The organism is Bradyrhizobium sp. S3.12.5, from assembly GCF_040548225.1.
Classification (GTDB): domain Bacteria; phylum Pseudomonadota; class Alphaproteobacteria; order Rhizobiales; family Xanthobacteraceae; genus Bradyrhizobium; species Bradyrhizobium cytisi.
The window spans coordinates 1-22,125 of record NZ_JBEPRF010000021.1 but is presented as its reverse complement, the minus strand read 5'-3'; the positions used below and the strand labels follow the sequence as shown (position 1 = coordinate 22,125).

20 protein-coding genes and 1 tRNA gene are annotated in these 22,125 nt (G+C 63.4%); 17 read left to right on the top strand and 4 right to left on the bottom strand.

All coding sequences use genetic code 11. The annotated features are described in order from the left end of the window. Positions 1–351: 351 nt before the first annotated feature. Positions 352–618: a hypothetical protein gene (locus ABIC09_RS27455; protein WP_148754922.1), complete on the top strand. Its 267-nt coding sequence runs from the start codon at positions 352–354 to the stop codon at positions 616–618. A 299-nt stretch (positions 619–917) separates the two neighbouring features. Here the strand turns inward: ABIC09_RS27455 and ABIC09_RS27450 are convergent. Next, a tRNA-Ser gene (locus tag ABIC09_RS27450) sits at positions 918–1,010 on the bottom strand. Positions 1,011–1,909: 899 nt separating this feature from the next. Here ABIC09_RS27450 and ABIC09_RS27445 point away from each other — a divergent pair. Further along, positions 1,910–3,460, top strand: coding sequence for a porin (locus ABIC09_RS27445; protein ID WP_354032663.1), 1,551 nt, complete (start codon positions 1,910–1,912; stop codon positions 3,458–3,460). A gap of 825 nt (positions 3,461–4,285) precedes the next feature. On the opposite strand, the gene ABIC09_RS27440 is transcribed toward ABIC09_RS27445, so the two are convergent. After that, positions 4,286–6,685 carry a lytic transglycosylase domain-containing protein gene (locus tag ABIC09_RS27440; RefSeq protein WP_354111264.1) on the bottom strand — a complete coding sequence of 800 codons (2,400 nt, stop codon included), beginning with the start codon at positions 6,683–6,685 and terminating at the stop codon, positions 4,286–4,288. A gap of 296 nt (positions 6,686–6,981) precedes the next feature. Between ABIC09_RS27440 and dapA the strand changes: the two genes are divergently transcribed. The 4 genes from dapA (at position 6,982) to ABIC09_RS27420 (ending at position 9,473) form a co-directional block, all read left to right on the top strand. Then, the gene (gene dapA, locus ABIC09_RS27435; protein ID WP_187435282.1) at positions 6,982–7,872 is read left to right on the top strand and encodes a 4-hydroxy-tetrahydrodipicolinate synthase; all 891 of its coding nucleotides are present in this window, start codon (positions 6,982–6,984) and stop codon (positions 7,870–7,872) included. A 26-nt stretch (positions 7,873–7,898) separates the two neighbouring features. Beyond that, positions 7,899–8,342 (top strand): large conductance mechanosensitive channel protein MscL, encoded by a 444-nt coding sequence (gene mscL / locus ABIC09_RS27430; protein ID WP_354111206.1) that lies wholly within the window; start codon positions 7,899–7,901, stop codon positions 8,340–8,342. Between the two features lie 72 nt (positions 8,343–8,414). Further along, positions 8,415–8,888: an SsrA-binding protein SmpB gene (gene smpB, locus ABIC09_RS27425; protein ID WP_061847806.1), complete on the top strand. Its 474-nt coding sequence runs from the start codon at positions 8,415–8,417 to the stop codon at positions 8,886–8,888. A 3-nt stretch (positions 8,889–8,891) separates the two neighbouring features. After that, complete coding sequence (locus ABIC09_RS27420) at positions 8,892–9,473, top strand: peroxiredoxin (RefSeq protein ID WP_354111205.1); 582 nt, start codon at positions 8,892–8,894, stop codon at positions 9,471–9,473. Here the strand turns inward: ABIC09_RS27420 and ABIC09_RS27415 are convergent. Then, entirely contained in the window at positions 9,470–10,144 is a 675-nt protein-coding gene (locus ABIC09_RS27415; protein ID WP_148754928.1) for a uracil-DNA glycosylase, read from the bottom strand. The genes ABIC09_RS27420 and ABIC09_RS27415 overlap by 4 nt on opposite strands. Then, a complete protein-coding gene (locus ABIC09_RS27410; RefSeq protein ID WP_148773836.1) occupies positions 10,125–10,769 on the bottom strand; it encodes a LabA-like NYN domain-containing protein in 645 nt (214 codons plus the stop codon). The genes ABIC09_RS27415 and ABIC09_RS27410 overlap by 20 nt, the downstream gene beginning before the upstream one ends. 328 nt (positions 10,770–11,097) lie before the next feature. On the opposite strand from ABIC09_RS27410, the gene rpoZ reads away from it, so the two are divergent. The 11 genes from rpoZ (at position 11,098) to parC (ending at position 22,031) form a co-directional block, all read left to right on the top strand. Then, positions 11,098–11,490 carry a DNA-directed RNA polymerase subunit omega gene (rpoZ, locus tag ABIC09_RS27405; protein WP_014494742.1) on the top strand — a complete coding sequence of 131 codons (393 nt, stop codon included), beginning with the start codon at positions 11,098–11,100 and terminating at the stop codon, positions 11,488–11,490. 209 nt (positions 11,491–11,699) lie between these two features. Further along, entirely contained in the window at positions 11,700–13,985 is a 2,286-nt protein-coding gene (locus tag ABIC09_RS27400; RefSeq protein ID WP_354083624.1) for a RelA/SpoT family protein, read from the top strand. A gap of 45 nt (positions 13,986–14,030) precedes the next feature. Beyond that, positions 14,031–14,783, top strand: coding sequence for a pyridoxine 5'-phosphate synthase (locus ABIC09_RS27395; protein WP_148753495.1), 753 nt, complete (start codon positions 14,031–14,033; stop codon positions 14,781–14,783). Continuing rightward, on the top strand, positions 14,780–15,199 hold the full coding sequence (acpS, locus tag ABIC09_RS27390; RefSeq protein WP_354032669.1) for a holo-ACP synthase: 420 nt from the start codon (positions 14,780–14,782) through the stop codon (positions 15,197–15,199). Before ABIC09_RS27395 ends, acpS begins: the two co-directional genes overlap by 4 nt. Positions 15,200–15,447: 248 nt before the next feature. Next, positions 15,448–16,212 carry a signal peptidase I gene (gene lepB, locus ABIC09_RS27385; RefSeq protein WP_354032670.1) on the top strand — a complete coding sequence of 255 codons (765 nt, stop codon included), beginning with the start codon at positions 15,448–15,450 and terminating at the stop codon, positions 16,210–16,212. Further along, positions 16,209–17,093, top strand: a complete 885-nt coding sequence (gene rnc / locus ABIC09_RS27380) for a ribonuclease III (RefSeq protein ID WP_148753498.1) — start codon at positions 16,209–16,211, stop codon at positions 17,091–17,093. Before lepB ends, rnc begins: the two co-directional genes overlap by 4 nt. Continuing rightward, positions 17,083–18,009 carry a GTPase Era gene (era, locus tag ABIC09_RS27375; protein ID WP_354032671.1) on the top strand — a complete coding sequence of 309 codons (927 nt, stop codon included), beginning with the start codon at positions 17,083–17,085 and terminating at the stop codon, positions 18,007–18,009. Before rnc ends, era begins: the two co-directional genes overlap by 11 nt. 21 nt (positions 18,010–18,030) lie before the next feature. Beyond that, positions 18,031–18,411: a hypothetical protein gene (locus ABIC09_RS27370; protein ID WP_148753500.1), complete on the top strand. Its 381-nt coding sequence runs from the start codon at positions 18,031–18,033 to the stop codon at positions 18,409–18,411. A gap of 147 nt (positions 18,412–18,558) precedes the next feature. Further along, positions 18,559–19,311: a DNA repair protein RecO gene (gene recO / locus ABIC09_RS27365; protein ID WP_148753501.1), complete on the top strand. Its 753-nt coding sequence runs from the start codon at positions 18,559–18,561 to the stop codon at positions 19,309–19,311. A gap of 125 nt (positions 19,312–19,436) precedes the next feature. Beyond that, positions 19,437–19,712, top strand: a complete 276-nt coding sequence (locus ABIC09_RS27360) for a hypothetical protein (RefSeq protein ID WP_354032672.1) — start codon at positions 19,437–19,439, stop codon at positions 19,710–19,712. 60 nt (positions 19,713–19,772) lie between these two features. Further along, positions 19,773–22,031: a DNA topoisomerase IV subunit A gene (gene parC / locus ABIC09_RS27355; protein WP_354111204.1), complete on the top strand. Its 2,259-nt coding sequence runs from the start codon at positions 19,773–19,775 to the stop codon at positions 22,029–22,031. The last annotated feature ends 94 nt before the right edge of the window (positions 22,032–22,125 follow it).

The window sequence follows — 22,125 nt, the reverse complement described above, 5'->3', positions numbered from 1 at the left end:
ACAGGACACGCACCACCGCGCGCGATGGTTATCGATGTCCGAAAATCCCAAGGTAAACCAAATCTGACAAATCGCAGAAGTGCCTGCAAATCAGGGGCTTGTTGAATTTCCCGCGCGTGGGGCGCGCGCTTCCGTTTACGTCTGCTTCATCGCGATACTTAAACTGCCATTCAAATTTGCCCGCCATCATCGTCTCCAACAAGCCGGCAAACGGCTTGGGCAACAAGACTTGGGCAACAAGACTCGGGGATGAGTTGAACAGCGCAGGATCCCAGAAGGGATCACGCAAATCAGAGTTGGACGGGAGCCGCGCTCGGGGAACGAGGCGGCATAAGAAAAAGGGGATGCGTTATGTTTCAGGGTACTTTCGATCTCGATGCGGCAACGCCGATCGATGCAAGCGCGCTGTCGGACGTTCTGTTCGAGCGTGGGATCTATTGGGCGAGCGGCCGCTCGGGCCTGGTCGACCTCGTCGCCGCGCACAAATGGTTCAACCTCGCTGCGCTGAAGGGCCGCAAGGACGCCGTCGCGCTGCGCCAGGAAGTGGCCGGCCAGATGTCCGAGGTCGAGATCTCGGCCGCGCAGCGTGACGCGAGGGCGTGGGTATCCGCTCATTGAATTAAGAAGCGCATCCGCCCCCGTGGCCTCACGGGGCGATCCGGTCGCGCTGAATCAAGTTCCCGCGTCGTGCCGCGACGTGTGAGAAATGCGGGCTTGGCCCGCGCGGCATGAGCGATCCCAGAAGAATGGCTCAGTAGTGAGTCGCGGATCGGGCGGTCCGGCCCGCGAGATGCGGACATACATATATAAAGAGCGCGCGAATCGGGCTGAGCTCAGCCGCGCGAATCCTGGCGCCGGGCTTTCGCAGCCGTGCGACGTCGCTTTTCAGATGAATAGGCCGGGATTCTGCCGCTGGATGGCGGAGAGGGAGGGATTCGAACCCTCGATACAGCTTGAGACCGTATGACGCTTTAGCAAAGCGTTGCCTTCAGCCACTCGGCCACCTCTCCGGTGCGAGCCTTATGCATCTAATTACTTGGGCCGGTCAATTTGGAAGCGTGTGTTTTCGCTCGAATATTCCCAACGATTTCCGCAGGACTGCGCGCCAATCAGGGCGGTTTGCCTTCCAGTCGAGAAACATCACGTCGGAACAGCGGACGCAGAACTGAAACGTTTGGCAGAGGCGACAGAGACAGTTTCTGCGGGTTAGGCCATGTCCGCTCTATCAAGCGATTGAATTTACTAGGAATTTCACGCGGCGGTCGGCTTTGCCAGGCAGATGCCGGCTTGCTGCGCCGTTCGAGGCTTATGAAGTCATCGACGGGCGAACCCCTTAATCTCCGCCAGCAGGGAGGCCGGTGCTGATTCCCCCCAGTCGGCCGCGTGACTTCAGCTACATAAATGTCTGCGCCGTGCCGGCCGTTTGCACGCGACCGGCCAGAGATCACCGAGAGTTACGGCGCGTTACACATCCTCTGAGTCTGTGGGCCGATTCACGATTCGAGCGTGTCAAAGCCGCCTCTGTGTGTAAGTCGACCCGCGCACCATCGGGTCGGGAATTTCGGCGGCAGATGAAACCGATCAAAAAAATACAGTAAAAACAATATGTTGCAGACGTCGCGTGATCACATCTGCGTGTTATTTGTGCAACACCCGTCGGAAAACACACGCCATAGGCCCGTTTCGGAGCGTTCTGTTGTTGTGTGTGCAAGGTCGTTCGGTAATTGTGATCGGGCGACGGAGGGGGGCATCCCAAGGTCGTCCCGTTTAGGTCTTTCGCTTAAGTCCCTCGCGTTCATGCGGGTGTGTCCGAAGACGCGAAGGTGGCCAAGGCGGTGATTTAAAGGGGGTTTGGGAATTGGCCATTCGGGTCAGTGACCTTCCCTGAAGAGCAACTTGGAGGTTTAACATGAAGTTGGTTAAGAGCCTTTTGCTCGGCTCAGCGGCGGGTCTTATCGCCGTGGGCGGAGCGCAGGCAGCCGATCTCCCCGTGAAGGCCAAAGCGGTCGAATACGTGAAGATCTGCTCCCTGTACGGTGCGGGTTTCTACTACATGCCCGGCACTGACACCTGCATCAAGCTGGGTGGTTACGTGCGCGCTGACGCAGTCCTCGGCGGCGCCAACGACTACGGTTTCAACAATAGCCAGCCGGCTGCGGCGAACGGTGGTTCGAACAACCGTCTGACGAACTACTATTACACCCGCGCTCGTATGGACCTCAACGTCGATACCCGCACGGCGACCGAATACGGTGTTGTCCGCACCTACGCTGACATGATCTTCAGCTACGATACGGGTAACATCACCGGCAGCGCCCCGGCGACGTTCGCGGCTGGTGGTGCCACGCTCGGCCTCTACCATGCGTTCATCCAGTTCGCTGGCTTCACCATGGGTCGCACGGTCTCGATCTTCGACGCACCGTGGAATTCCTACCCGGCTGGTGGTCCCGATACCATTCCGGGCGGCTCCAACCACGTCACCGGTATCAACCAGTTCGCCTATACCGCTGACTTCGGTCAGGGCATCACCGGTTCGCTGGCGTTGGAAAGCCCCGATACGCAGTCCAACGGTCAGGGCAACCTGTGGAACGTTACCGCCTTCACGGCCAGCGGTTCTGTTAGTGGTGCGGGTGTCCCGCTGTTTTCCTCCGCTGCTACAAACGCTGGTAACGCTCTCGTCCTGGGCCAGTACGGCCTCAACGGTTGGGGTGGAACGCGCTCTCCCGATATCGTTGGTGCTGTTCGTGTTGACCAGGCTTGGGGTCTTGCCCAGTTCTCGGTTGCCGCGCATGACCTGCATCCCGGCTACTACGCACAAACGGAACCCTCCGGTCATCCCTCCGACAAGTGGGGTTGGGCTGTCCAGGGTTCGTTGTCGATCAAGAACATCCCGACTGGTGCGGGTGACACGATCAACTTGCAGGCCGTCTACACCGATGGCGACAGCCGGCAGAACTTCCAGGTCCTGTTCCCGCAGAGCTTCTCGATGTACAGCGGTTCGGGCATCGCCTACCAGAGCGTCGGTTTCGCTGGCATTGCTGACGGCGTCTTCGGCGCTGGCGGTAGCATCGAGACCGTCAAGACCTGGGGCGTCCGTGGTGGTTTCACCCACAACTGGAACCCCTACTGGGTGAGCGCGATCTATGGTGGCTATGCTTCGCTGAGCTACACCAGCAACGCCAAGGCCCTGATCTGCGCCAACTTTGTTGCCGCTTACGGTGCCGCTACTGCGACCTGTAACCCGGACTTCAACTTCGGCGTCATCGGCGTCAACACCGTCTGGACCCCGGTCAAGAACCTGGCGTTCACGGCTGACCTGAGCTGGTCGCGCCTGGATCAGAAGTACTCTGGTACAATCGCGATCCCGGCCATCAACGCCTTCGCGAAGCCGACTGCGACGTATGAGCTGAAGGATCAGAACTCTCTGACCCTGCTCCTCCGCGCCAACCGCACGTTCTAATATCGATCTATCAATCGATAGTGAGCCCCCGGCAGGAAACTGCCGGGGGTTTTGCTTTGTGGCGGTACGGCCATTGGTTATGCGAGGCGCAAATCGGCAGATGGGTCATCGAAGGGCAAAAGTCCGGCCCGGGTCCTGCTTTCATTTGCGCCAAGAGCGACAGCAGCAATCAGAAAGTCGTCGAACGCAGGCTCGCGTTGAACTCGACGCCGTACTTTGATGCCGGGGACGTGAGCAATCGTGAAGAGGTGGCGGACTGGTGCGGCAAGGGCCGAAGCCTAGGTACGCGTAGCAACTCAACAGGAGCAATTGCGATGCGTGCGATCTTGGCCTTGGGTATCCTTGTCGCCCTGACCGTCTCGGCCAGTGCTGGAACGACAAATCATAAGCGGCATGCCGCGTCTGCCACACAGACTTTCGCCCCCCGATTGACGCCGCGTGCGGCTAGGGGCTTTGCCTATGTTCCCCACGCGGCCCCATACTCAGCACCGGTCGGACACGGCGATCCCTACCAAAGCCAACACTGGGGCGGTTAACCTCACAAGTGCATGATCGGGAAGAGTGTGAAGCGGTTTTCCGAAAGGGATCGTGCTTCCGCTTTAGAATGGCTCCCGGCAGCCGATATAAGCGCATCAGATTCCTCGATAGCCTGATCCAAATTACTAGAGCCTTCGGACAAAGCATCGGCGGTCGGGCCGCGCGCCGAACTTCTCGCCCCGATTGAGCCTCAGGGTGCGATGGCTTACTCGCGCCCCTCGGTCGTTCGGGACGTGCCCGCCAAGACCCTATCGCGGGGCAGCCTCTTACGGGCGAGAGAGAAGGTCGCTATTCCACGCTGCCGGCGCCGCGGCGCAAATCGGCCTCGATCTGGAGCCGCGTGCCGCCGCCGAAGCGGGCGCGGTAGACTTGGAGATTCTCCATGATCCGCTGCACGTAGTTGCGGGTCTCGGAGAATGGGATCAGCTCGACCCAGTCGACGGCATCGATCTTGGCGTCGCGCGGATCGCCGTAACGGTCGATCCACTTCTTCACGCTGCCGCGGCCGGCGTTGTAGGCGGCGAAGGTCATGATGTAGGAGCCGCGATAATCCTCGAGCAGGCCGCCGAGCTCGGCCGCGCCGAGCGTGGCGTTGTAGGACGAATCGTTCTTCAGCCGCGACAGGTCATAGGTCGCGCCGTGCCGTTTGCAGACGTAACGCGCGGCATCCGGCGTCACCTGCATCAGGCCATAGGCCTGCGCCGGCGAGACGACGGCCGGATTGAACGCGCTTTCCTGTCGCGCGATCGCGTAGACGATGCTGCGCTCGACCTCGGGACCGATCTGCGTGAACTGCGGGATGCCGTTGACGGGATAGGCGTAGAAATCGAACGGCAGGCCACGATTGAGCGCTGCCTTGCCGAGCAGCAGCATGCCGCGTGCGTCGCCGTAGCGCTGGGTCAGCTCGCCGAGGCCGGCAAGCGCTTCGGGATCGCCGTTCTCGCCCATATCGGCGAGCAGCGGTATTGCCATCTCGCGCTCGTCGAGCTCGTAGAGCAGTTGCGCGGCGCGCACGATCTCCAGCCGCTCGGCGCCGCGGCCGCGCGGCTGGCTGTTCAGCTCGATCTGCGGCAGGCCGAGCTTTGCGCGCGCGAGCTGGCCATAATAACTGGTGGATTGCTCGGCAGCGCGGGCATAGGCGTTGCGCGCCTCCTGCTGGCGACCGGCGGCCTCGGCCGCGCGGCCCTGCCAGTAACCGGCACGCGCGAGCGTGGTCGGATTGACGCTGCCGACACCGATGCGGGCAAAGTGCTGGGCGGCTGCGGCGGGATCGTTGAGGAAGCGCAGCGCGATCCAGCCCGCCGTGAACTCCTGCTCGGTCTTGTAGATGTCGCGTGAGGGGAGCGCCGCGTCGCGCGCGATCAGATAGGCGCTGCGGAATTCCTCGGTGTCGATCATCTTGCGGGCCAGCAGGCGCCGCTCGATCCACCATTCGTCGAGATTGTAGAGCCGGTTTGGATCCTTCGGCGCCGACAGCATGAGCTGGGCGGCTTCGGCAAACTTCTCCTCACGGCGCAGCAGCTGGATCTTGCTGAAGATGAAGCCGGGATCATTGTGCAATTCCCGCGGCACCTCTTCGAGCAGAGCGCGCGTGTTCGGCGCCTTCTTGAAGGAGGCGATGCGGGCCTTGGCGAGCGCGACATAGCCGGCGCCGAGCCGTTTTGCCGCGCGCAGTGCCGCCTCGTGCTCGCTGCCATACAGCAGCGTGTCCATCCGTGCCTTCTGGTCGCCCGGCGTGAGCAGGGCGCCGAACTGGTCGAGCGCGTTGTTCTCGGTGTCCTCCGACATCGGATCGCTGCGCCAGGCCTCGCGCACGAGCCGCTCGGCATTGGCGCGATCGCCGCGCGCCAGCATCGCCTTGGCGAGCACGAAGCGGCCCTTGGCCGAAACGGGGGATTCGTTCTCGAACCACGACCAGCCAACGGAATCGTCGCGCCTGTCGTCCCACATCGCGGCCTCCAGGCGCCGGCGCAGGAAGGTCTGCGACGGCCAGCTCGGATTGGCGGAGAGGAAGGCGCGGTAGCGCTCGACGCTCGCGCCATTGTCCTCGCTGCGCAGGATGATCCATTCCGCGAGCTTTCGCGCAACGGGGTCCGAAATCGAATCCGCGTAACTGCTGGCGTCGCCGGGCTTGCGCTTGCGCACCAGCTCGATGACGTTCTCGAGCGTGTCCTTGTCGGCTTGCGATGTCGACGAGGTCGCAGCAACCGCGGCCGGCGTGACCAGCTTGCGCGGCGCGGCGTGCTGGCGGGTCGCAGGCGCCAGCACCGGCGTCGCGACAGGCTTGGCGGGGACCGGGGCGGAAGGTCTGACGGTGGCCGTCACCGCCGGCGCGGTCTGCGAGGCCGGAGCATTGGCGGCCGGTCGTGCCTTTGGCGCGGGGGTGGCGGCCGCGGGCTTCGGCTTGTCCTTGGCGGCATCCTTGCTGGCGGGCTTCTTCGCAGCATCCTTCTTCGCAGGATCTTTGGCCGGCGCGGAAGCTGCTCCCTTGCTGGCGCCTTTGGCGGTTTCTTTGCTTGTGTCCTTGGCCGATCCCTTCGTCGCGTCCTTCGCGGAAGGCTTGACGGCTGGCTTCGCGGTTCCCTTGTCAGTTCCTTTGGCGGCCTGCTTGGCCGGTTCCTTCGCAGTGTCCTCGGCCGTCTCATTGGATTTGGCTAGGGCGACGCAGCCGATCGACAGGCCGGCCATCAGGCAGATGGCCAGACCGGCAGATCGCCATGCGGCGCGCGGAAAGGAGGTCACGGAGGTTCGTCGCCCCGAATCAGTCAATTGGCTCAAGACCTATCTGTACAAGATCTGGCTGTATTTGATTGAATATGCGGACAAAATACCAACAGCCGCTTACCTTCGCCCGGTTTGCACCACCACCGCGGCAAAATCGCGGCTTAAACGGTGCGTCGGCCGGCAGCAGGTCTTTTACCGGCCGGACAGACCCGATAAGAATGGGCCTTGCTCTAAATTCTCGCCGCGTACGGAGGAAGTCCATGGCAGCCAAGACGAAATTCCGGGGGTCGTTCACCGCCTTGGTCACGCCGTTCAAGAACGGCTCGCTGGACGAGGCGGCGTTCCGCTCCCTGGTCAACTGGCAGATCTCCGAGGGCACCAACGGCCTGGTCCCGGTCGGCACCACCGGCGAGAGCCCGACGCTCTCTCACGACGAGCACAAGAAGGTCGTCGAATGGTGCATCGAGGAGGCCAAGGGCCGGGTGCCCGTGATCGCCGGCGCCGGCTCCAACTCGACCAAGGAAGCGGTCGAGCTGGCCCAGCATGCCGAAAAGGCGGGCGCCAACGCCGTGCTGGTGGTCACGCCCTACTACAACAAGCCGACCCAGGAAGGCATGTACCAGCACTTCAAGGCGATCAACGATGCGATCGGGATTCCGATCATCATCTACAACATCCCGCCGCGCTCGGTGATCGACATGTCGGTCGACACCATGAAGCGGCTGTGGGAGCTGAAGAACATCGCCGGCGTCAAGGACGCCACCGCCAGCATGGTACGCGTGTCGCAGCAGCGTGCGGCGATGGGCGAGGACTTCAATCAGCTCTCCGGCGAGGACGCGACCATCCTCGGCTACATGGCGCATGGCGGCCATGGCTGCATCTCGGTGACGTCGAACGTCGCACCGCGGCTGTGCTCGGAGTTCCAGGCCGCCTGGGCGAAGGGCGACCACGCCACCGCGCTGAAGATCCACGACAAGCTGATGCCGCTGCACAACAACCTTTTCATCGAGAGCAATCCGGCGCCGATCAAGTATGCAATGACGCTGCTCGGCAAGATGGACGAGACGCTGCGGCTGCCGATGGTGCCGGTGTCCGAACCGACGCGCGTTGCCGTGCGCAGCGCCATGGTGCACGCCGGCCTGATCAATTGATGCTTTAGCCACCGGGGACGCTTGTCATGAGCGCAGTCGACGAAAAGGGCAGGCGGATCCTCACGGAGTTTCGCGAGTTCGCCATGAAGGGCAATGTCGTCGACCTCGCGGTCGGCGTCATCATCGGCGCGGCCTTCGGCGCAATCGTCACTTCGCTGGTCGGTGACATCATCATGCCGCTCATCGGCGCCGCGACCGGCGGCCTCGACTTCTCGAACTACTACTTACCCTTGTCGAAGGCGGTTACCGCCACCAACTTAGCGGATGCGAAAAAGCAAGGCGCAGTGCTTGCTTATGGCAGCTTCCTGACGCTGACGATCAACTTCATCATCGTCGCCTTCGTGTTGTTCATCGTGATCCGCGCTATAAACACGCTGAAGCGCAAGGAAGCGGCGGCACCCGCCGAGCCGCCGAAGCCGTCGGCGGAGGTGGTGCTGCTGACCGAGATCCGCGATCTCCTCAAGAAGTGACGCGCGCGCTTCATCCTAACTGTTAGCTTACGCGCGCATCCCGATCAGGTTTGCTGCCAGGTTTTGAAGGTCATGGCCGATAAGAACGAACGTCCTATCAAGGTCATGGCGGAGAATCGCAAGGCCCGCTTCAACTATGCGATCGAGGATACGATCGAGGCGGGCATTGCGCTGACTGGAACCGAGGTGAAGTCGATCCGCAACGGCAAGAGCACGATCGCTGAGTCCTACGCCGACTCCAAGAACGGCGAAATCTGGCTGATCAACGCCACCATTCCCGAATACCTCCAGGGCAACCGCTTCAACCACGAGCCCAAGCGACCGCGTAAGCTGCTGCTGCACCGCCGGCAGATCAACAAGCTGATGGGCGCGGTCGACCGCGAGGGCATGACGCTGATCCCGCTCAAGCTCTATTTCAACGAGCGCGGGCGGGCCAAGCTGCAGCTCGCGGTTGCGAAGGGCAAGAAGCTGCACGATAAGCGCGAGACCGAGAAGAAGCGCGACTGGAGCCGGGAGAAGGGCCGGCTGATGCGGGCGAGGGGGTAGGGAATGACTCAGAGGAACCTGCTCGAGGTCGATTGGAGCCAGATCCCGGCGCCCACCGATGACGGCGCCGCCGCGCATCTGAAAGGCCTGACGCTGCCTGCGATCAGCCTGCTCGCGACCGACGATACGTCAGTGACGTTGTCGACGCTCTTCGGGCGCACCGTGGTGTTCGCCTATCCGCGCACCGGCGAGCCCGGCAAGATCTCGCTGGTCGACGATTGGGATATGATTCCCGGCGCGCGCGGCTGCACACCGCAGACCTGCGCGTTCCGCGATCTTTTCGCCGATCTCCGGGCGGCCGGCGCCTCGCACGTGTTCGGCCTGTCGACCCAGGGCAACGAATACCAGACCGAAATGGCCTCGCGGCTGCATCTGCCGTTCCCGGTGCTCTCGGACGAGAAGCTAGCGCTCACGCGCGCCCTCAATTTGCCGACCATGGAGGTCGCAGGCCTGACGCTGATCAAGCGCCTCGCGCTGATCATCGACGATGCCACGATCACGCATGTTTTCTATCCGGTGTTTCCGCCGGACCGGAACGCCGGCGACGTGCTCGACTGGCTGAAGGCCAATCCGGCCAGCGCCTAGTCGAGATCGGCCTTCACCTTCGCGAACACGCTGCGAAACATGTCCGTCGTCAGCACGCCCGTGTTCGTGTTGTAGCGGGAGCAGTGATAGCTGTCGTAGAGCTTGAACCGGCCTGCCTGGTGCACGGCGCCGTGGCCGAAGGGGGCTTGCGAAGCCTTCAGCTTCAGCGGCTTGAGCACGCTGTCGTGTGCAATCCGCCCGAGCGCCACGATCGCGCGCAGCTTCGGCATCGTCTCGAGATTCGTGACGAGGAACGGGCGGCAGGTGTTGATCTCGACCGGCAGCGGCTTGTTCTGCGGCGGCACGCAATGCACGGCATTGGCGATCCGACAGTCGACCAGCTTCATGCCGTCGTCAGGACGCGCCTGATAGGTGCCCTTGGCAAAACCGTATTCCAGCAGCGTGGCGTAGAGCAGATCGCCGGCATAATCGCCGGTGAAGGGTCGGCCCGTGCGGTTGGCGCCCTGCATGCCCGGCGCAAGGCCGACAATCAACAAGCGCGCCTTGATGTCGCCGAACGGTGGTACCGGCGCATTGTGCCAGGACGGCTCGCGCGCGCGGTTCGCCTCGCGAAAGGCGACCAGGCGCGGACAGAGCGGGCAATCACGGTCGGGGACGAGGGTGGGGGCCTGGCGGCTAGACCGGGCTACCTCACTCCTCGAAGTCGTCATCGCCCCTCGGCGCCATCGTGGTCGCGCGTTGGAGGAACTGCGGGGCGTGGTGGCGCGCCTCGCGCTCGCCGCGATCACGCGGGGCGGGGCGTTCGGACGGATCGCGGCCAAGCTTGGACTGCAACTCGACGAGGTCAGTGAAGACGTCGGCTTGGCGACGCAGCTCGTCGGCGATCATCGGCGGCTGGCTGGCAATGGTGGAGATCACCGTGACCCGCACGCCGCGGCGCTGCACGGCCTCGACCAGCGAGCGGAAGTCGCCGTCACCCGAGAACAGCACCATCTGGTCGATGTGCTCTGCGAGTTCCATGGCGTCGACCGCGAGCTCGATGTCCATGTTGCCCTTGACCTTGCGGCGGCCGGAGGCGTCGATGAATTCCTTGGTCGCCTTGGTGACGACCGTGTAGCCGTTGTAGTCGAGCCAGTCGATCAGGGGACGGATCGAGGAATATTCCTGATCCTCGATGATCGCCGTGTAATAGAACGCACGCAACAGCGTCCCGCGGCTCTGAAATTCCTTCAGAAGGCGCTTGTAGTCGATGTCGAAGCCCAGAGTTTTCGCAGTTGCGTAAAGATTGGCCCCGTCGATGAAGAGCGCGATCTTGTTGGTAGGGGAAGGTGACATTCAGTTTGCTCGCGTAGTGTTCGTGATAAATCGTTTATTGTTGGCGCGGCGGCAGCAAGCCGCGCAATTCAAAGTCCTGCCAAAACCCGTCGAAACCGCAAATCCGGAGAAGTCGGGGCAATCAAGGTATAGTTATGGCGGACCTTCATACACCCGTCGCCGCCCTCAATGGCGGCCCGGGAAACCACCCGTCCCAGCCCCAATGTGGAGGTAGCAGAGGCGTTTGGCGAGGCCAAATCACAAATTTGCCTTGCGAAACCGCCCCGGCCCCTATAACTACCCCCAATCATCCACATATTTCGTCCCACCCACAACGGAGCGACAGTCTATGGCTCGCGTCACCGTAGAAGATTGTATCGACAAGGTCGACAACCGGTTTGACCTGGTCCTGCTGGCCGCCCACCGTGCCCGCATGATCTCGTCCGGTTCACAACTAACGGTTGACCGCGATAACGACAAGAACCCTGTTGTATCTTTGCGTGAAATTGCCGACGAGACCATCTCGCCGGAGGATCTCCGCGAGGAGCTCGTGCACTCCCTCCAGAAGTTCGTCGAGGTGGACGAGCCCGAGCCGGATACGGTGCCGCTGATCGGTTCCGCCGGCGCCAGCGTCGATGCCGACGATACCGAAGTCGCTGTGGAGCGCATGACCGAAGAGGAGCTCCTGAAGGGCCTCGAAGGCCTCGCGCCGCCCGAAGAGCAGCCCGAGGAGGACGAGTAATCGTCCTATCGTGATCGTCGACTTCTTGTGATCTTATCAAAGGCCCGAACCCGTGTTCGGGCCTTTGCTTTTGTTGGCGTTTTCGTGGTTACCATAGCGCTGCCGGATTGCGCCGCGCGCCTGTCATTGAATTGATCGGCCGTGTCCGCGATCGGAGCTTAGGATGTATACAACGGGCCGTTTCATGGTCCGTTTGAAGGCAGGACGGCATGGTGTATCGACGCCGCAGACCCACGCAGATGCAGGCCGCAACCGAATCGGTTGCCGTGGCCCCGACTGCGCCGGTGGCACGGCCAGCGAAGCCGCGCGCGCGCATGATGCGTCAATATGACCTTGTCGAACGCGTCCGGTCCTACAATCCGAGCACCGACGAAGATCTGCTGAACCGCGCCTATGTCTACGCCATGAAGGCGCACGGCTCGCAGACCCGCGCTTCCGGCGACCCGTATTTCTCGCATCCGCTCGAAGTCGCGGCGATTCTCACCGACCTGAAGCTCGATGACGCGACCATCGTCGCCGCGCTGCTGCACGACACGATCGAGGACACCGAGGCGACGCGGGCGGAGATCGATCAGCTGTTCGGCCCCGAGATCGGCGCGCTGGTTGAGGGCCTGACCAAGCTGAAGCGGCTCGAGCTGGTGTCGCGCGAGGCCAAGCAGGCCGAGAACCTGCGCAAATTGCTGCTGGCGATTGCCGACGATGTCCGCGTGCTCCTGGTCAAGCTCGCCGACCGCCTGCACAACATGCGCACGCTCGACTTCGTGCCGACCGAGTCGCGCCGGCGCATTGCCGAGGAGACGCTCGACATCTACGCGCCGCTGGCCGGGCGCATGGGCATGCAGGAAATGCGCGAGGAGCTGGAGGACCTTTCCTTCCGCACCCTCGATCCCGAAGCCTATTCGGTGGTGATGCAGCGGCTCGATGCGCTCGCCGAGCGCAACCGCAACCTGATCGGCGAGATCGAGGACCAGCTCTCCAACAATTTGCGCCACAGGGGTCTCGGCGCGCGGGTCTATGGCCGCCGCAAGAAGCCGTTTTCGATCTGGACCAAGATGGAGCGCAAGTCGGTCGGCTTCGAGCAATTGTCCGATATCTTCGGCTTCCGTGTCGTCGTCAACGACATCGAGGCCTGCTATCGCGCGCTCGGCATCGTCCACACGACGTGGCCGGTCGTGCCGGGGCGTTTCAAGGACTACATCTCGACGCCGAAGCAGAACGACTACCGCTCGATCCACACCACCGTGATCGGCCCCGGCAACCAGCGCGTCGAGCTCCAGATCCGCACCGAGGCGATGGACCAGATCGCCGAGCGCGGCATCGCCGCGCACGTCTTCTACAAGGAAGGTGTGGGCTCGCCGACCGAATTCCTCAAGCGCGAGTCCACCGCGTTCGCCTGGCTGCGCCACACCATCGGCATCCTCTCCGAGAGCGCCAACCCCGAGGAATTTCTCGAGCACACCAAGCTCGAGCTGTTCCACGACCAGGTGTTCTGCTTCACCCCGAAGGGCAAGCTGATCGCGCTGCCGCGCCATGCCAATGTGATCGACTTCGCCTATGCCGTGCATACCGACGTCGGCAACAGCGCGGTCGGCTGCAAGATCAACGGCCAGTTCGCGCCGCTGTCGTCTGAGCTTCAGAACGGCGACGAGGTCGAGGTGCTGACCTCGGAAGCCCAGTCGGCGCCGCCCTCGGCCTGGGAGACGCTCGCGGTCACCGGCAAGGCGCGCGCTGCGATCCGGCGCGCCACGCGCACCGCGGTGCGCGATCAATATGTCGGCCTCGGCCGGCGCATCGTCGAGCGCCTGTTCGAGCGCGCCAAGATCGAATACGCCGACGACAAGCTCAAGGGCGCGCTGCCGCGGCTGGCGCGCACCTCGATCGAGGACGTCATGGCAGCGGTCGGCCGCGGCGAGATCAAGGCCTCCCACGTCGCGCGCGCGATGTATCCCGACTACAAGGAGGAGCGCGTCGCGCGCTACGGCGTCAAGAAGGGGCTCGCCGCCAAGCTCAAGGAGAAGGCGCTGGAGCCGTCGCGCCGCCCGGTTGCGATCCCCATTGGCGGCAACAATTCCGACCTGCCGGTGAAGTTCGCGCCGAACGGCGGCGCCGTGCCCGGCGATCGCATCGTCGGCATCGTCACGCCGGGCGAGGGGATCACGATCTATCCGATCCAGTCGCCGGCGCTGAAGGATTTCGAGGAGGAGCCGGAGCGCTGGCTCGACGTCCGCTGGGACATCGAGGATTCGGCGCCGCAACGCTTCCCGGCGCGCATCAAGGTCGAGAATGTCAACGAGCCCGGCGCACTGGCGCAGATCGCGACCGTGATCGCCGAGCATGACGGCAACATCGACAATATCAGCATGCAGCGCCGCTCGCCCGACTTCACGGAGACGACGATCGATCTCGAAGTCTACGATCTCAAGCATTTGAGCGCGATCCTGGCCCAGCTGCGCGCCAAGGCGGTCGTCGCCCGCGTCGAACGTGTTAATGGATAGGCGTCTGTCGCAATCGCCTGTACCTCCGATCTCGTGAGTCCTGAAATGCCTGCATCTCCGCTCCGCCTCGGCGTCAATATCGATCATGTCGCGACCGTCCGTAACGCTCGCGGCGGCCGCCATCCCGATCCGGTCCGCGCCGCGCTGCTTGCGATCGAGGCCGGCGCCGACGGTATCACCGCGCATCTGCGCGAAGACCGCAGGCACATCCGCGACGAGGACATGGCGCGGCTGAAGGCGCAGATCTCCAAGCCGCTGAATTTCGAGATGGCGGCGACCGACGACATGATGCGCATCTCGCTCGCAACCAAGCCGCATGCGGTGTGCCTGGTGCCGGAGCGGCGCCAGGAGGTGACGACCGAGGGCGGCCTCGACGTGGTCGGCCAGCACAATGCGCTCGCGCCCCATATCGCGCGGCTGAACGATGTCGGCATCCGCGTCTCGCTGTTCATTGCTGCGGACCCTGCGCAAATCGAGATGGCGGCGCGGCTGCGCGCGCCTGTGATCGAGATCCACACCGGCGCCTGGTGCGACGCCGTGGTCGACGGCCACAGCGACAAGGCCGAGGCTGAATGGCGGCGGATCGTGGCGGGCGTGAAGCTCGCGAAGGACGCAGGCCTCGAGGTCCATGCCGGCCACGGGTTGGACTACGCGACGGCCGAGAAGATTGCCGCGCTGCCTGAAATCATGGAGCTCAACATCGGCTACTACATGATCGGCGAGGCGCTGTTCGTCGGTCTTGCGGAGACGGTGCGCACGATGCGCGCGGCAATGGATGTCGGACGGAGCCGGGCATGATCATCGGGATCGGCTCCGACCTCATCGACATCACCCGCGTGGCGAAGGTGATGGAGCGCCATGGCGAGCGTTTCCTCGACCGCATCTTCACTGCGGCCGAGCGGGCCAAGGCGGAGCGGCGGGCCAAGAACGAGAAGATGGTGGTGGCGACCTACGCCAAGCGCTTTGCCGCCAAGGAGGCCTGCTCCAAGGCACTCGGCACCGGCATCAGGCAGGGCGTGTGGTGGCGCGACATGGGCGTGGTCAACCTGCCCGGGGGCCGGCCGTCGATGCGGCTGACCGGGGGGGCGCTGGCCCGGCTCCAGGCCCTGACGCCGGAGGGATTCGAGGCCCAGATCGACCTGTCGATCACCGACGACTGGCCGTTGGCGCAGGCCTTCGTGGTCATTTCCGCCGTGCCGCGGGCGAAGCCCTGAAGGTCGGCGTTAATTTTATAATTCGTGTTAAAAATCAACACCTTATTTGTTTTTGATGCGATCCTTGATTGCGTGGCCTGCGACAACCGTCTAAAAGTCCGCGGACGCAAATCAGGCTGGTCGAATTCGGCTTTACGCCGGAATTGGCCCTCACTATCAGAATCAGGACAATCTCCTTGGGCTGCGAATCGGTGGGCCGTTCGCGGGAGGAGGGCGTTCTGTGATCGCCGGCCGGAATTGAGAGAGCAATGAGCGTGACTTCGGGAACGAAAACTGAAAGCGGCGTCGGCGAGACGATCCGGGTCGTGATCCATGCTCTCCTGATCGCGCTGGTGATCCGCACCTTCCTGTTCCAGCCGTTCAACATCCCGTCCGGCTCAATGAAGGCGACGCTGCTGGTCGGCGACTATCTGTTCGTCTCGAAATATTCCTACGGCTACAGCCACTACTCGATTCCGTTCTCGCCGCCGCTGTTCTCGGGACGGATCTGGGGCTCGGATCCGAACCGCGGCGACATCGTCGTGTTCCGGCTGCCGAAGGACGACACCACCGACTACATCAAGCGCGTGATCGGCTTGCCTGGCGACCACGTCCAGATGAAGGACGGTCTGCTCTACATCAACGACACCCCGGTCGAGCGCCAGCGCATGAGCGAATATGTCGGCGAGGATCCCTGCGGCTCCGAAGGCAGCGGCATCTCGCGTGTGAAGCGCTGGAAGGAGACGCTGCCGAACGGTGTCTCCTACGAGACGCTCGATTGCGCCGACAACGGCTACATGGACAACACCAACGTCTACACCGTGCCGTCAGGCCATTTCTTCATGATGGGCGACAACCGCGACAACTCCACCGACAGCCGCTTCCTCGGCCAGGTCGGCTATGTGCCGCAGGAGAACCTGATCGGCCGTGCCCAGATGATCTTCTTCTCGATCGCCGAAGGCGAGCATGCCTGGATGTTCTGGCGCTGGCCGTGGGCGGTGCGCTGGAATCGTTTCTTCAAAATCGTCCGATGAAAGACGAAGCCAAGGACATCACGACCCAATCGATCGAGGCGCAAGCCGCTCCTGAGGGCGAAGCTGCAACCAAGACGCTTGCGACCAAAACGCCTGATACCAAGGCGCCTGATACCAAGACTGCTGAAACCAAGGCTCCGGCGAAGAAGAAGCGGACGCGGAGCAGCAAGGCCAAGGCGGCAGCTGATGCGAATGCGGCGCTCGAGGCGCGCATCGGCCACAACTTCGCCGATCCGAACCTGCTGATGCAGGCGATCACCCACGTTTCGGCGCTGAAGTCCGGACGCAAGCGCGGCGACAGCTATCAGCGGCTGGAGTTCCTCGGCGACCACGTGCTCGGGCTCGTCGTGTCCGACATGCTCTATCATGCCTTCCCGAATGCCGATGAGGGCGAGTTGTCCAAGCGGCTTGCCGAGCTCGTGCGCAAGGAGAGCTGCGCCGACGTCGCCAAGTCGCTCGGTCTGCTCGATGACATCAAGCTCGGTTCGGTCGGCTCCAGCGCCGATGCGCGCCTGCGCAAGTCCATTCTCGGTGATATCTGCGAGGCGGTGATCGGCGCGATCTTCCTCGACGGAGGCCATGCGGCGGCGGACGAGTTCGTCAAGCGCAACTGGACCGAGCGCATGCACAAGCCGCGGCGGCCGCTGCGCGATCCCAAGACCGTGCTGCAGGAATGGGCGCAGGGGAAGGGGCTGCCGACGCCTGTCTATCGCGAGGTCGAGCGCACCGGCCCGCATCACGATCCGGAGTTCCGCGTTGCTGTCGACCTGCCGGGTTTGGCGCCGGCCGAAGGCACCGGCGGCAGCAAGCGCGCGGCGGAGAAGGTCGCGGCCTCCGTCATGATCGAGCGCGAAGGCGTTGGTGGCGGCAATGACGGCTGAAGCGAGCGGCGAGGCGCCCATTGCTACGCGCTGCGGCTTCGTTGCGCTGATCGGTGCGCCGAATGTCGGCAAGTCCACGCTGGTCAATGCGCTGGTCGGGGCCAAGGTCACGATCGTCTCGCGCAAGGTGCAGACCACGCGCGCGCTGATCCGCGGCATCGTGATCGAGAACAACGCGCAAGTAATCCTGGTCGACACGCCTGGCATCTTCCTGCCCAAGCGCCGGCTCGACCGCGCCATGGTCTCGACCGCCTGGAGCGGGGCGCATGACGCCGATCTCGTCTGCGTGCTGCTCGACGCCAAGGCCGGGATCGACGAGGAAGCCGAGGCGATCCTCGGCAAGGTTGCCAGCGTGAAACACGAGAAGATCCTGGTCATCAACAAGGTCGACCTGGTCCAGCGCGAGAAGCTGCTGGCGCTGGCGCAGGCCGCCAACGAGCGCATGCCTTTCGCGAAGACCTTCATGATCGCGGCAATCTCGGGCGACGGCGTCGATGACCTCAGGCAGACGCTGGCCGAGATCGTGCCGCCGGGGCCGTTCCTCTATCCCGAGGACCAGATGTCGGACGCGCCGATGCGGCAGCTTGCGGCCGAGATCACGCGCGAGAAGATCTATCGCAAGCTGCACCAGGAATTGCCCTACCAGTCCACGGTCGAGACCGACAAGTGGGAGGAGCGCAAGGACAAGTCGGTGCGCATCGAGCAGACGATCTTCGTGGAGCGCGAAAGCCAGCGCAAGATCGTGCTCGGCGCTGGCGGCGCTACCATCAAGTCGATCGGCGCGGACTCGCGCAAGGAAATCGCCGAGATTCTAGGCGTGCCGGTGCATCTGTTCCTGTTCGTCAAGGTGCGCGAGAACTGGGGCGACGATCCCGATCGCTATCGCGAGATGGGCCTGGAATTTCCCAAGGAATAAGCAAGAACAGATCGGTATTTGATGAGTGTGCCCCGTAACGTCCAGCGCTTCGAAGCGTTGCTCTATGCGTCGCTGATGCTGGATGCGCTGTCTGTGGCGGTGCAGGACCGCACGCCCACCACCGAGATGACCGAGCAGATGATCATGACGTCGACGCTGCTCGCCGGCGTGATGATTTCTCTGCTGATCTATTTCGTCTGGCTGGCGGCGCGCTGGCGCAAGAACTGGCCGCGCTGGGTGCTGGCCGCAGCGCTGGTGCTCTCCGTGATCTCGCTCGGCCAGATCATCGGCGAGAGGGGCATGGAGCTCGACAGCGCCATCGAGATCGTCTCCTGCGTGCTGACGGTGTTCGGGCTATATTTCTCGTTCACCGGCGACGCGCAGGGCTGGTTCAACGCGTGAGGTCTCGCGCGGTGCCGTAGGTTTGCAAAGGCGCGCCCTGGCGCGCCGTGCCCACCATTGATCGTCCGCGTCGCGTGGATCAAATTGGTGGGCACGCTTCCGCTTTGCCCACCCTACAAGCGCTCGAATTGCGCTACAATCGATCCCATGGAATGGACCGACGAAGGCATCGTGCTGGGCGTGCGGCGGCATGGCGAAAGCAGCGCCATCGTCGAGCTCTTGACGCGCCAGCACGGCCGGCATCTCGGTCTCGTGCGCGGCGGTGCCGGCTCGCGGATGCGGCCGCTCTTGCAGCCGGGGAACAGCGTCAGCGCGGTGTGGCGGGCGCGGCTCGACGAGCATCTCGGCACCTACGCGATCGAGGGATTGAAGTTGCGCGCGGCGACGCTGCTGGAATCGTCCCATGGCGTCTACGGCGTCACGCATCTGGCCTCGATTGCGCGGCTGCTGCCGGAGCGCGATCCGCACAACGACATCTTCGCGCTACTCGAACATTCGCTCGACGATTTCGACGACATCGGCAGCGCGGCCGTGCATCTCATTCATTTCGAGCTGGCGATGCTCGCAGAGCTCGGCTTCGGGCTCGCTCTTGAGAATTGCGCGGTGACCGGAGAGACCACAGACCTGATCTACGTCTCGCCCAAATCAGGCGGCGCGGTGTCCCGCGGCGCGGGCGAGCCGTGGCGCGACCGGCTGCTGCGGCTGCCATCCTTCCTGCGCCGTGGCGAAACCGCGAGCGAGCTTACCGATCAGGATCTCCAGGACGGCTTTCGGCTGACCGGCCTGTTCCTGCTGCGCCATGTTCTGGAGCCGCGGGGGCAGGTCCATTCCGACGCGCGCGCCGGCTTCATCAATGCGCTGACGCGGCAGCAGGCCAAAACCGCCCTTCCTGCGTCCTGAAAAGGGGGCAACTCGTCGCCATGACGTCAGCGCGGCTCTGTATTGCCCAATCAGGCAGCTCTTGGCGGAACCAAAGCGGGTTTCCCGGATTGGCCCTTGGGTTCCAACCCCCGGGGGATAACCTGATGCTGATCAAGGGACTTATCGTATCGGCAGCGCTGATGGCGCTGGCGCCGGACGCCCTCGCAGGCGAGCAACCAAGCGTGCTTCGTCGCGCTTCCTGCACGGTCGTCAGGTTCTATGTCGCCAAATATTCCGCTGCGGCCGCAGAGGCCTGGGCGCGGTCCAAGGGCGCAACGGAGGCCGAGATCGAGGCCGCCCGGCGTTGCCTGGCCAATGCGCCTGTCACCGCTCAGGCGAAGGTCCAGCCAACTGTAGCCGCCGGCTGGGCAGGGCAGTAGAAGCCCGCACGGAACCAATCCATCCTTGCCCGATTCGCTTCCACGGTTTAACCGGGCGGCATGGGAAAACGAATCGTTCCGCCGGAAGAACCGGCCGAAATTCATGATGTGCCGCTGCGTGAAGCGCTGGAAGAGCGCTATCTTGCGTACGCGCTCTCTACCATCATGCATCGCGCGCTGCCCGACGCGCGCGACGGCCTGAAGCCGGTGCACCGGCGCATTCTCTACGGCATGCGCCTGCTCAGGCTGGACCCGGGGTCCGGTTTCAAGAAGTCCGCCAAGATCGTCGGCGACGTGATGGGCTCGTTCCATCCGCACGGCGACCAGGCGATCTACGATGCCATGGTGCGCCTCGCGCAGGATTTCTCCTCGCGCTACCCGCTGGTCGACGGCCAGGGTAATTTCGGCAATATCGACGGCGATAATCCGGCCGCCTACCGTTACACCGAAGCGCGCATGACTGATGTCGCGCGGCTTCTGCTCGACGGCATCGACGAGGACGGCGTCGAGTTCCGCCCCAACTACGATGGCCAGTCCAAGGAGCCGGTGGTTCTGCCGGGCGGCTTCCCGAACCTGCTCGCCAACGGCGCGCAGGGCATCGCGGTCGGGATGGCGACCTCGATCCCGCCGCACAACGCCGCGGAGCTTTGCGATGCCGCGCTGCATCTGATCGAGAAGCCCGACGCGAAATCCAAGGCGCTTCTGAAGTGGGTGAAGGGTCCGGATTTCCCGACCGGCGGCATCTGCGTCGATTCCAAGCAGGCCATCGCTGAGGCCTACACCACCGGCCGCGGCTCGTTCCGTGTTCGCGCCCGATGGGAGCAGGAAGAGGGTACGCGCGGCACCTGGGTGGTCGTCGTCACCGAGATCCCCTTTCTGGTGCAGAAGTCGCGCATGGTCGAGAAGATCGCCGAGCTTCTCGACCAGAAGAAGCTGCCTCTGGTTGGCGAGGTCCGCGACGAATCCGCCGAAGACGTTCGTCTTGTCATCGAGCCGAAGTCGAAGAATGTCGATCCGGCCTTGATGATGGAATCGCTGTTCCGGCTGACCGAGCTGGAAAGCAAGATCCCGCTCAACCTCAACGTGTTGATGAAGGGCCGTATCCCCAAGGTGGTCGGCCTCGCGGAGTGCCTGCGCGAATGGCTCGACCATCTGCGCGACGTCCTGATCCGCCGCAGCAATTATCGCAAGACGCAGATCGAGAACCGGCTCGAGATCCTCGGCGGTTATCTGATCGCCTTCCTGAACATCGATGAGGTGATCAGGATCATCCGCACGGAGGACGAGCCGAAGCCGGTTCTCATGAAGACATTCAAGCTTACGGAGGTGCAGGCCGAGGCGATCCTCGATATGCGCCTGCGTCGCCTGCGCAAGCTTGAGGAAATGGAGATCCGTACCGAGGACAAGGATCTGCGCAAGGAGCTGAAGGGCATCGAGGGACTGCTCGCGTCCGAGCCCGAGCAATGGAAGAAGGTCGCCGAGCAGGTCGGCAAGGTCCGCGACATGTTCGGACCCAAGACGCCGCTCGGCAAGCGCCGCACCACCTTTGCGGATGCGCCCGAGCACGATCTTGCCGCGATGGAGGAAGCGCTCGTCGAGCGTGAGCCGGTGACGGTCGTCGTCTCCGACAAGGGCTGGATCCGCACCATGAAGGGCCATGTCGAGGATCTCTCGGGGCTCGCCTTCAAGCAGGACGACAAGCTCGGCTTCGCCTTCTTCGCGGAGACGACCTCGAAGCTGCTGCTGTTCGCGACCAACGGAAAGTTCTACTCGCTCGATGTCGCGAAACTGCCGGGCGGCCGCGGTCATGGTGAGCCGATCCGCCAATACATCGACCTCGAGCCGGAGGCCGCTCCTGTCACGCTGTTCGTCAACAAGGGCGGACGCAAATTCCTGGTCGCGAGCCACGAGGGCCAGGGCTTTGTCGTCAACGAGGACGATTGCGTCGGCACCACCAAGAAGGGCAAGCAGGTCCTCAACGTCGACATGCCGAACGAGGCGCGCACGGTCACCGAGGTGATCGGCGATACCGTCGCGGTCATCGGCGAGAACCGCAAGATGCTGATCTTCCCGCTCGACCAGGTGCCGGAGATGGCGCGTGGCCGCGGCGTGAGGCTGCAAAAATACAAGGATGGCGGCTTGTCCGACGTCGCTGTGTTCGAGGCCAAGGCGGGCCTTACGTGGAAGGACTCGGCGGGGCGCGAATTCTCGGCGACCATGAAGGAGCTCGCCGAATGGCAAGGCACCCGCGCCGACGCCGGCCGCCTGCCGCCGAAGGGTTTCCCGAAGTCGAACAAGTTCGGCAAGGTGATCGGGTAGGGCGGCTCTCGCCTCCTCGTCGTTGCGAGCGCAGCGAAGCAATCCAGAATCTTTCCGCGGAGACAGTCTGGATTGCTTCGCGCCGCTCGCAACG

What these genes read in the sequence shown, in the direction of transcription:
- ABIC09_RS27455 (WP_148754922.1), top strand. Translation starts at nt 352, where the DNA reads ATGTTTCAGGGTACTTTCGATCTCGATGCGGCAACGCCGATCGATGCA.
- ABIC09_RS27445 (WP_354032663.1), top strand. Translation starts at nt 1,910, where the DNA reads ATGAAGTTGGTTAAGAGCCTTTTGCTCGGCTCAGCGGCGGGTCTTATC.
- ABIC09_RS27440 (WP_354111264.1), bottom strand. Translation starts at nt 6,685, where the DNA reads ATGGCCGGCCTGTCGATCGGCTGCGTCGCCCTAGCCAAATCCAATGAG.
- dapA (WP_187435282.1), top strand. Translation starts at nt 6,982, where the DNA reads ATGGCAGCCAAGACGAAATTCCGGGGGTCGTTCACCGCCTTGGTCACG.
- mscL (WP_354111206.1), top strand. Translation starts at nt 7,899, where the DNA reads ATGAGCGCAGTCGACGAAAAGGGCAGGCGGATCCTCACGGAGTTTCGC.
- smpB (WP_061847806.1), top strand. Translation starts at nt 8,415, where the DNA reads ATGGCCGATAAGAACGAACGTCCTATCAAGGTCATGGCGGAGAATCGC.
- ABIC09_RS27420 (WP_354111205.1), top strand. Translation starts at nt 8,892, where the DNA reads ATGACTCAGAGGAACCTGCTCGAGGTCGATTGGAGCCAGATCCCGGCG.
- ABIC09_RS27415 (WP_148754928.1), bottom strand. Translation starts at nt 10,144, where the DNA reads ATGACGACTTCGAGGAGTGAGGTAGCCCGGTCTAGCCGCCAGGCCCCC.
- ABIC09_RS27410 (WP_148773836.1), bottom strand. Translation starts at nt 10,769, where the DNA reads ATGTCACCTTCCCCTACCAACAAGATCGCGCTCTTCATCGACGGGGCC.
- rpoZ (WP_014494742.1), top strand. Translation starts at nt 11,098, where the DNA reads ATGGCTCGCGTCACCGTAGAAGATTGTATCGACAAGGTCGACAACCGG.
- ABIC09_RS27400 (WP_354083624.1), top strand. Translation starts at nt 11,700, where the DNA reads ATGGTGTATCGACGCCGCAGACCCACGCAGATGCAGGCCGCAACCGAA.
- ABIC09_RS27395 (WP_148753495.1), top strand. Translation starts at nt 14,031, where the DNA reads ATGCCTGCATCTCCGCTCCGCCTCGGCGTCAATATCGATCATGTCGCG.
- acpS (WP_354032669.1), top strand. Translation starts at nt 14,780, where the DNA reads ATGATCATCGGGATCGGCTCCGACCTCATCGACATCACCCGCGTGGCG.
- lepB (WP_354032670.1), top strand. Translation starts at nt 15,448, where the DNA reads ATGAGCGTGACTTCGGGAACGAAAACTGAAAGCGGCGTCGGCGAGACG.
- rnc (WP_148753498.1), top strand. Translation starts at nt 16,209, where the DNA reads ATGAAAGACGAAGCCAAGGACATCACGACCCAATCGATCGAGGCGCAA.
- era (WP_354032671.1), top strand. Translation starts at nt 17,083, where the DNA reads ATGACGGCTGAAGCGAGCGGCGAGGCGCCCATTGCTACGCGCTGCGGC.
- ABIC09_RS27370 (WP_148753500.1), top strand. Translation starts at nt 18,031, where the DNA reads ATGAGTGTGCCCCGTAACGTCCAGCGCTTCGAAGCGTTGCTCTATGCG.
- recO (WP_148753501.1), top strand. Translation starts at nt 18,559, where the DNA reads ATGGAATGGACCGACGAAGGCATCGTGCTGGGCGTGCGGCGGCATGGC.
- ABIC09_RS27360 (WP_354032672.1), top strand. Translation starts at nt 19,437, where the DNA reads ATGCTGATCAAGGGACTTATCGTATCGGCAGCGCTGATGGCGCTGGCG.
- parC (WP_354111204.1), top strand. Translation starts at nt 19,773, where the DNA reads ATGGGAAAACGAATCGTTCCGCCGGAAGAACCGGCCGAAATTCATGAT.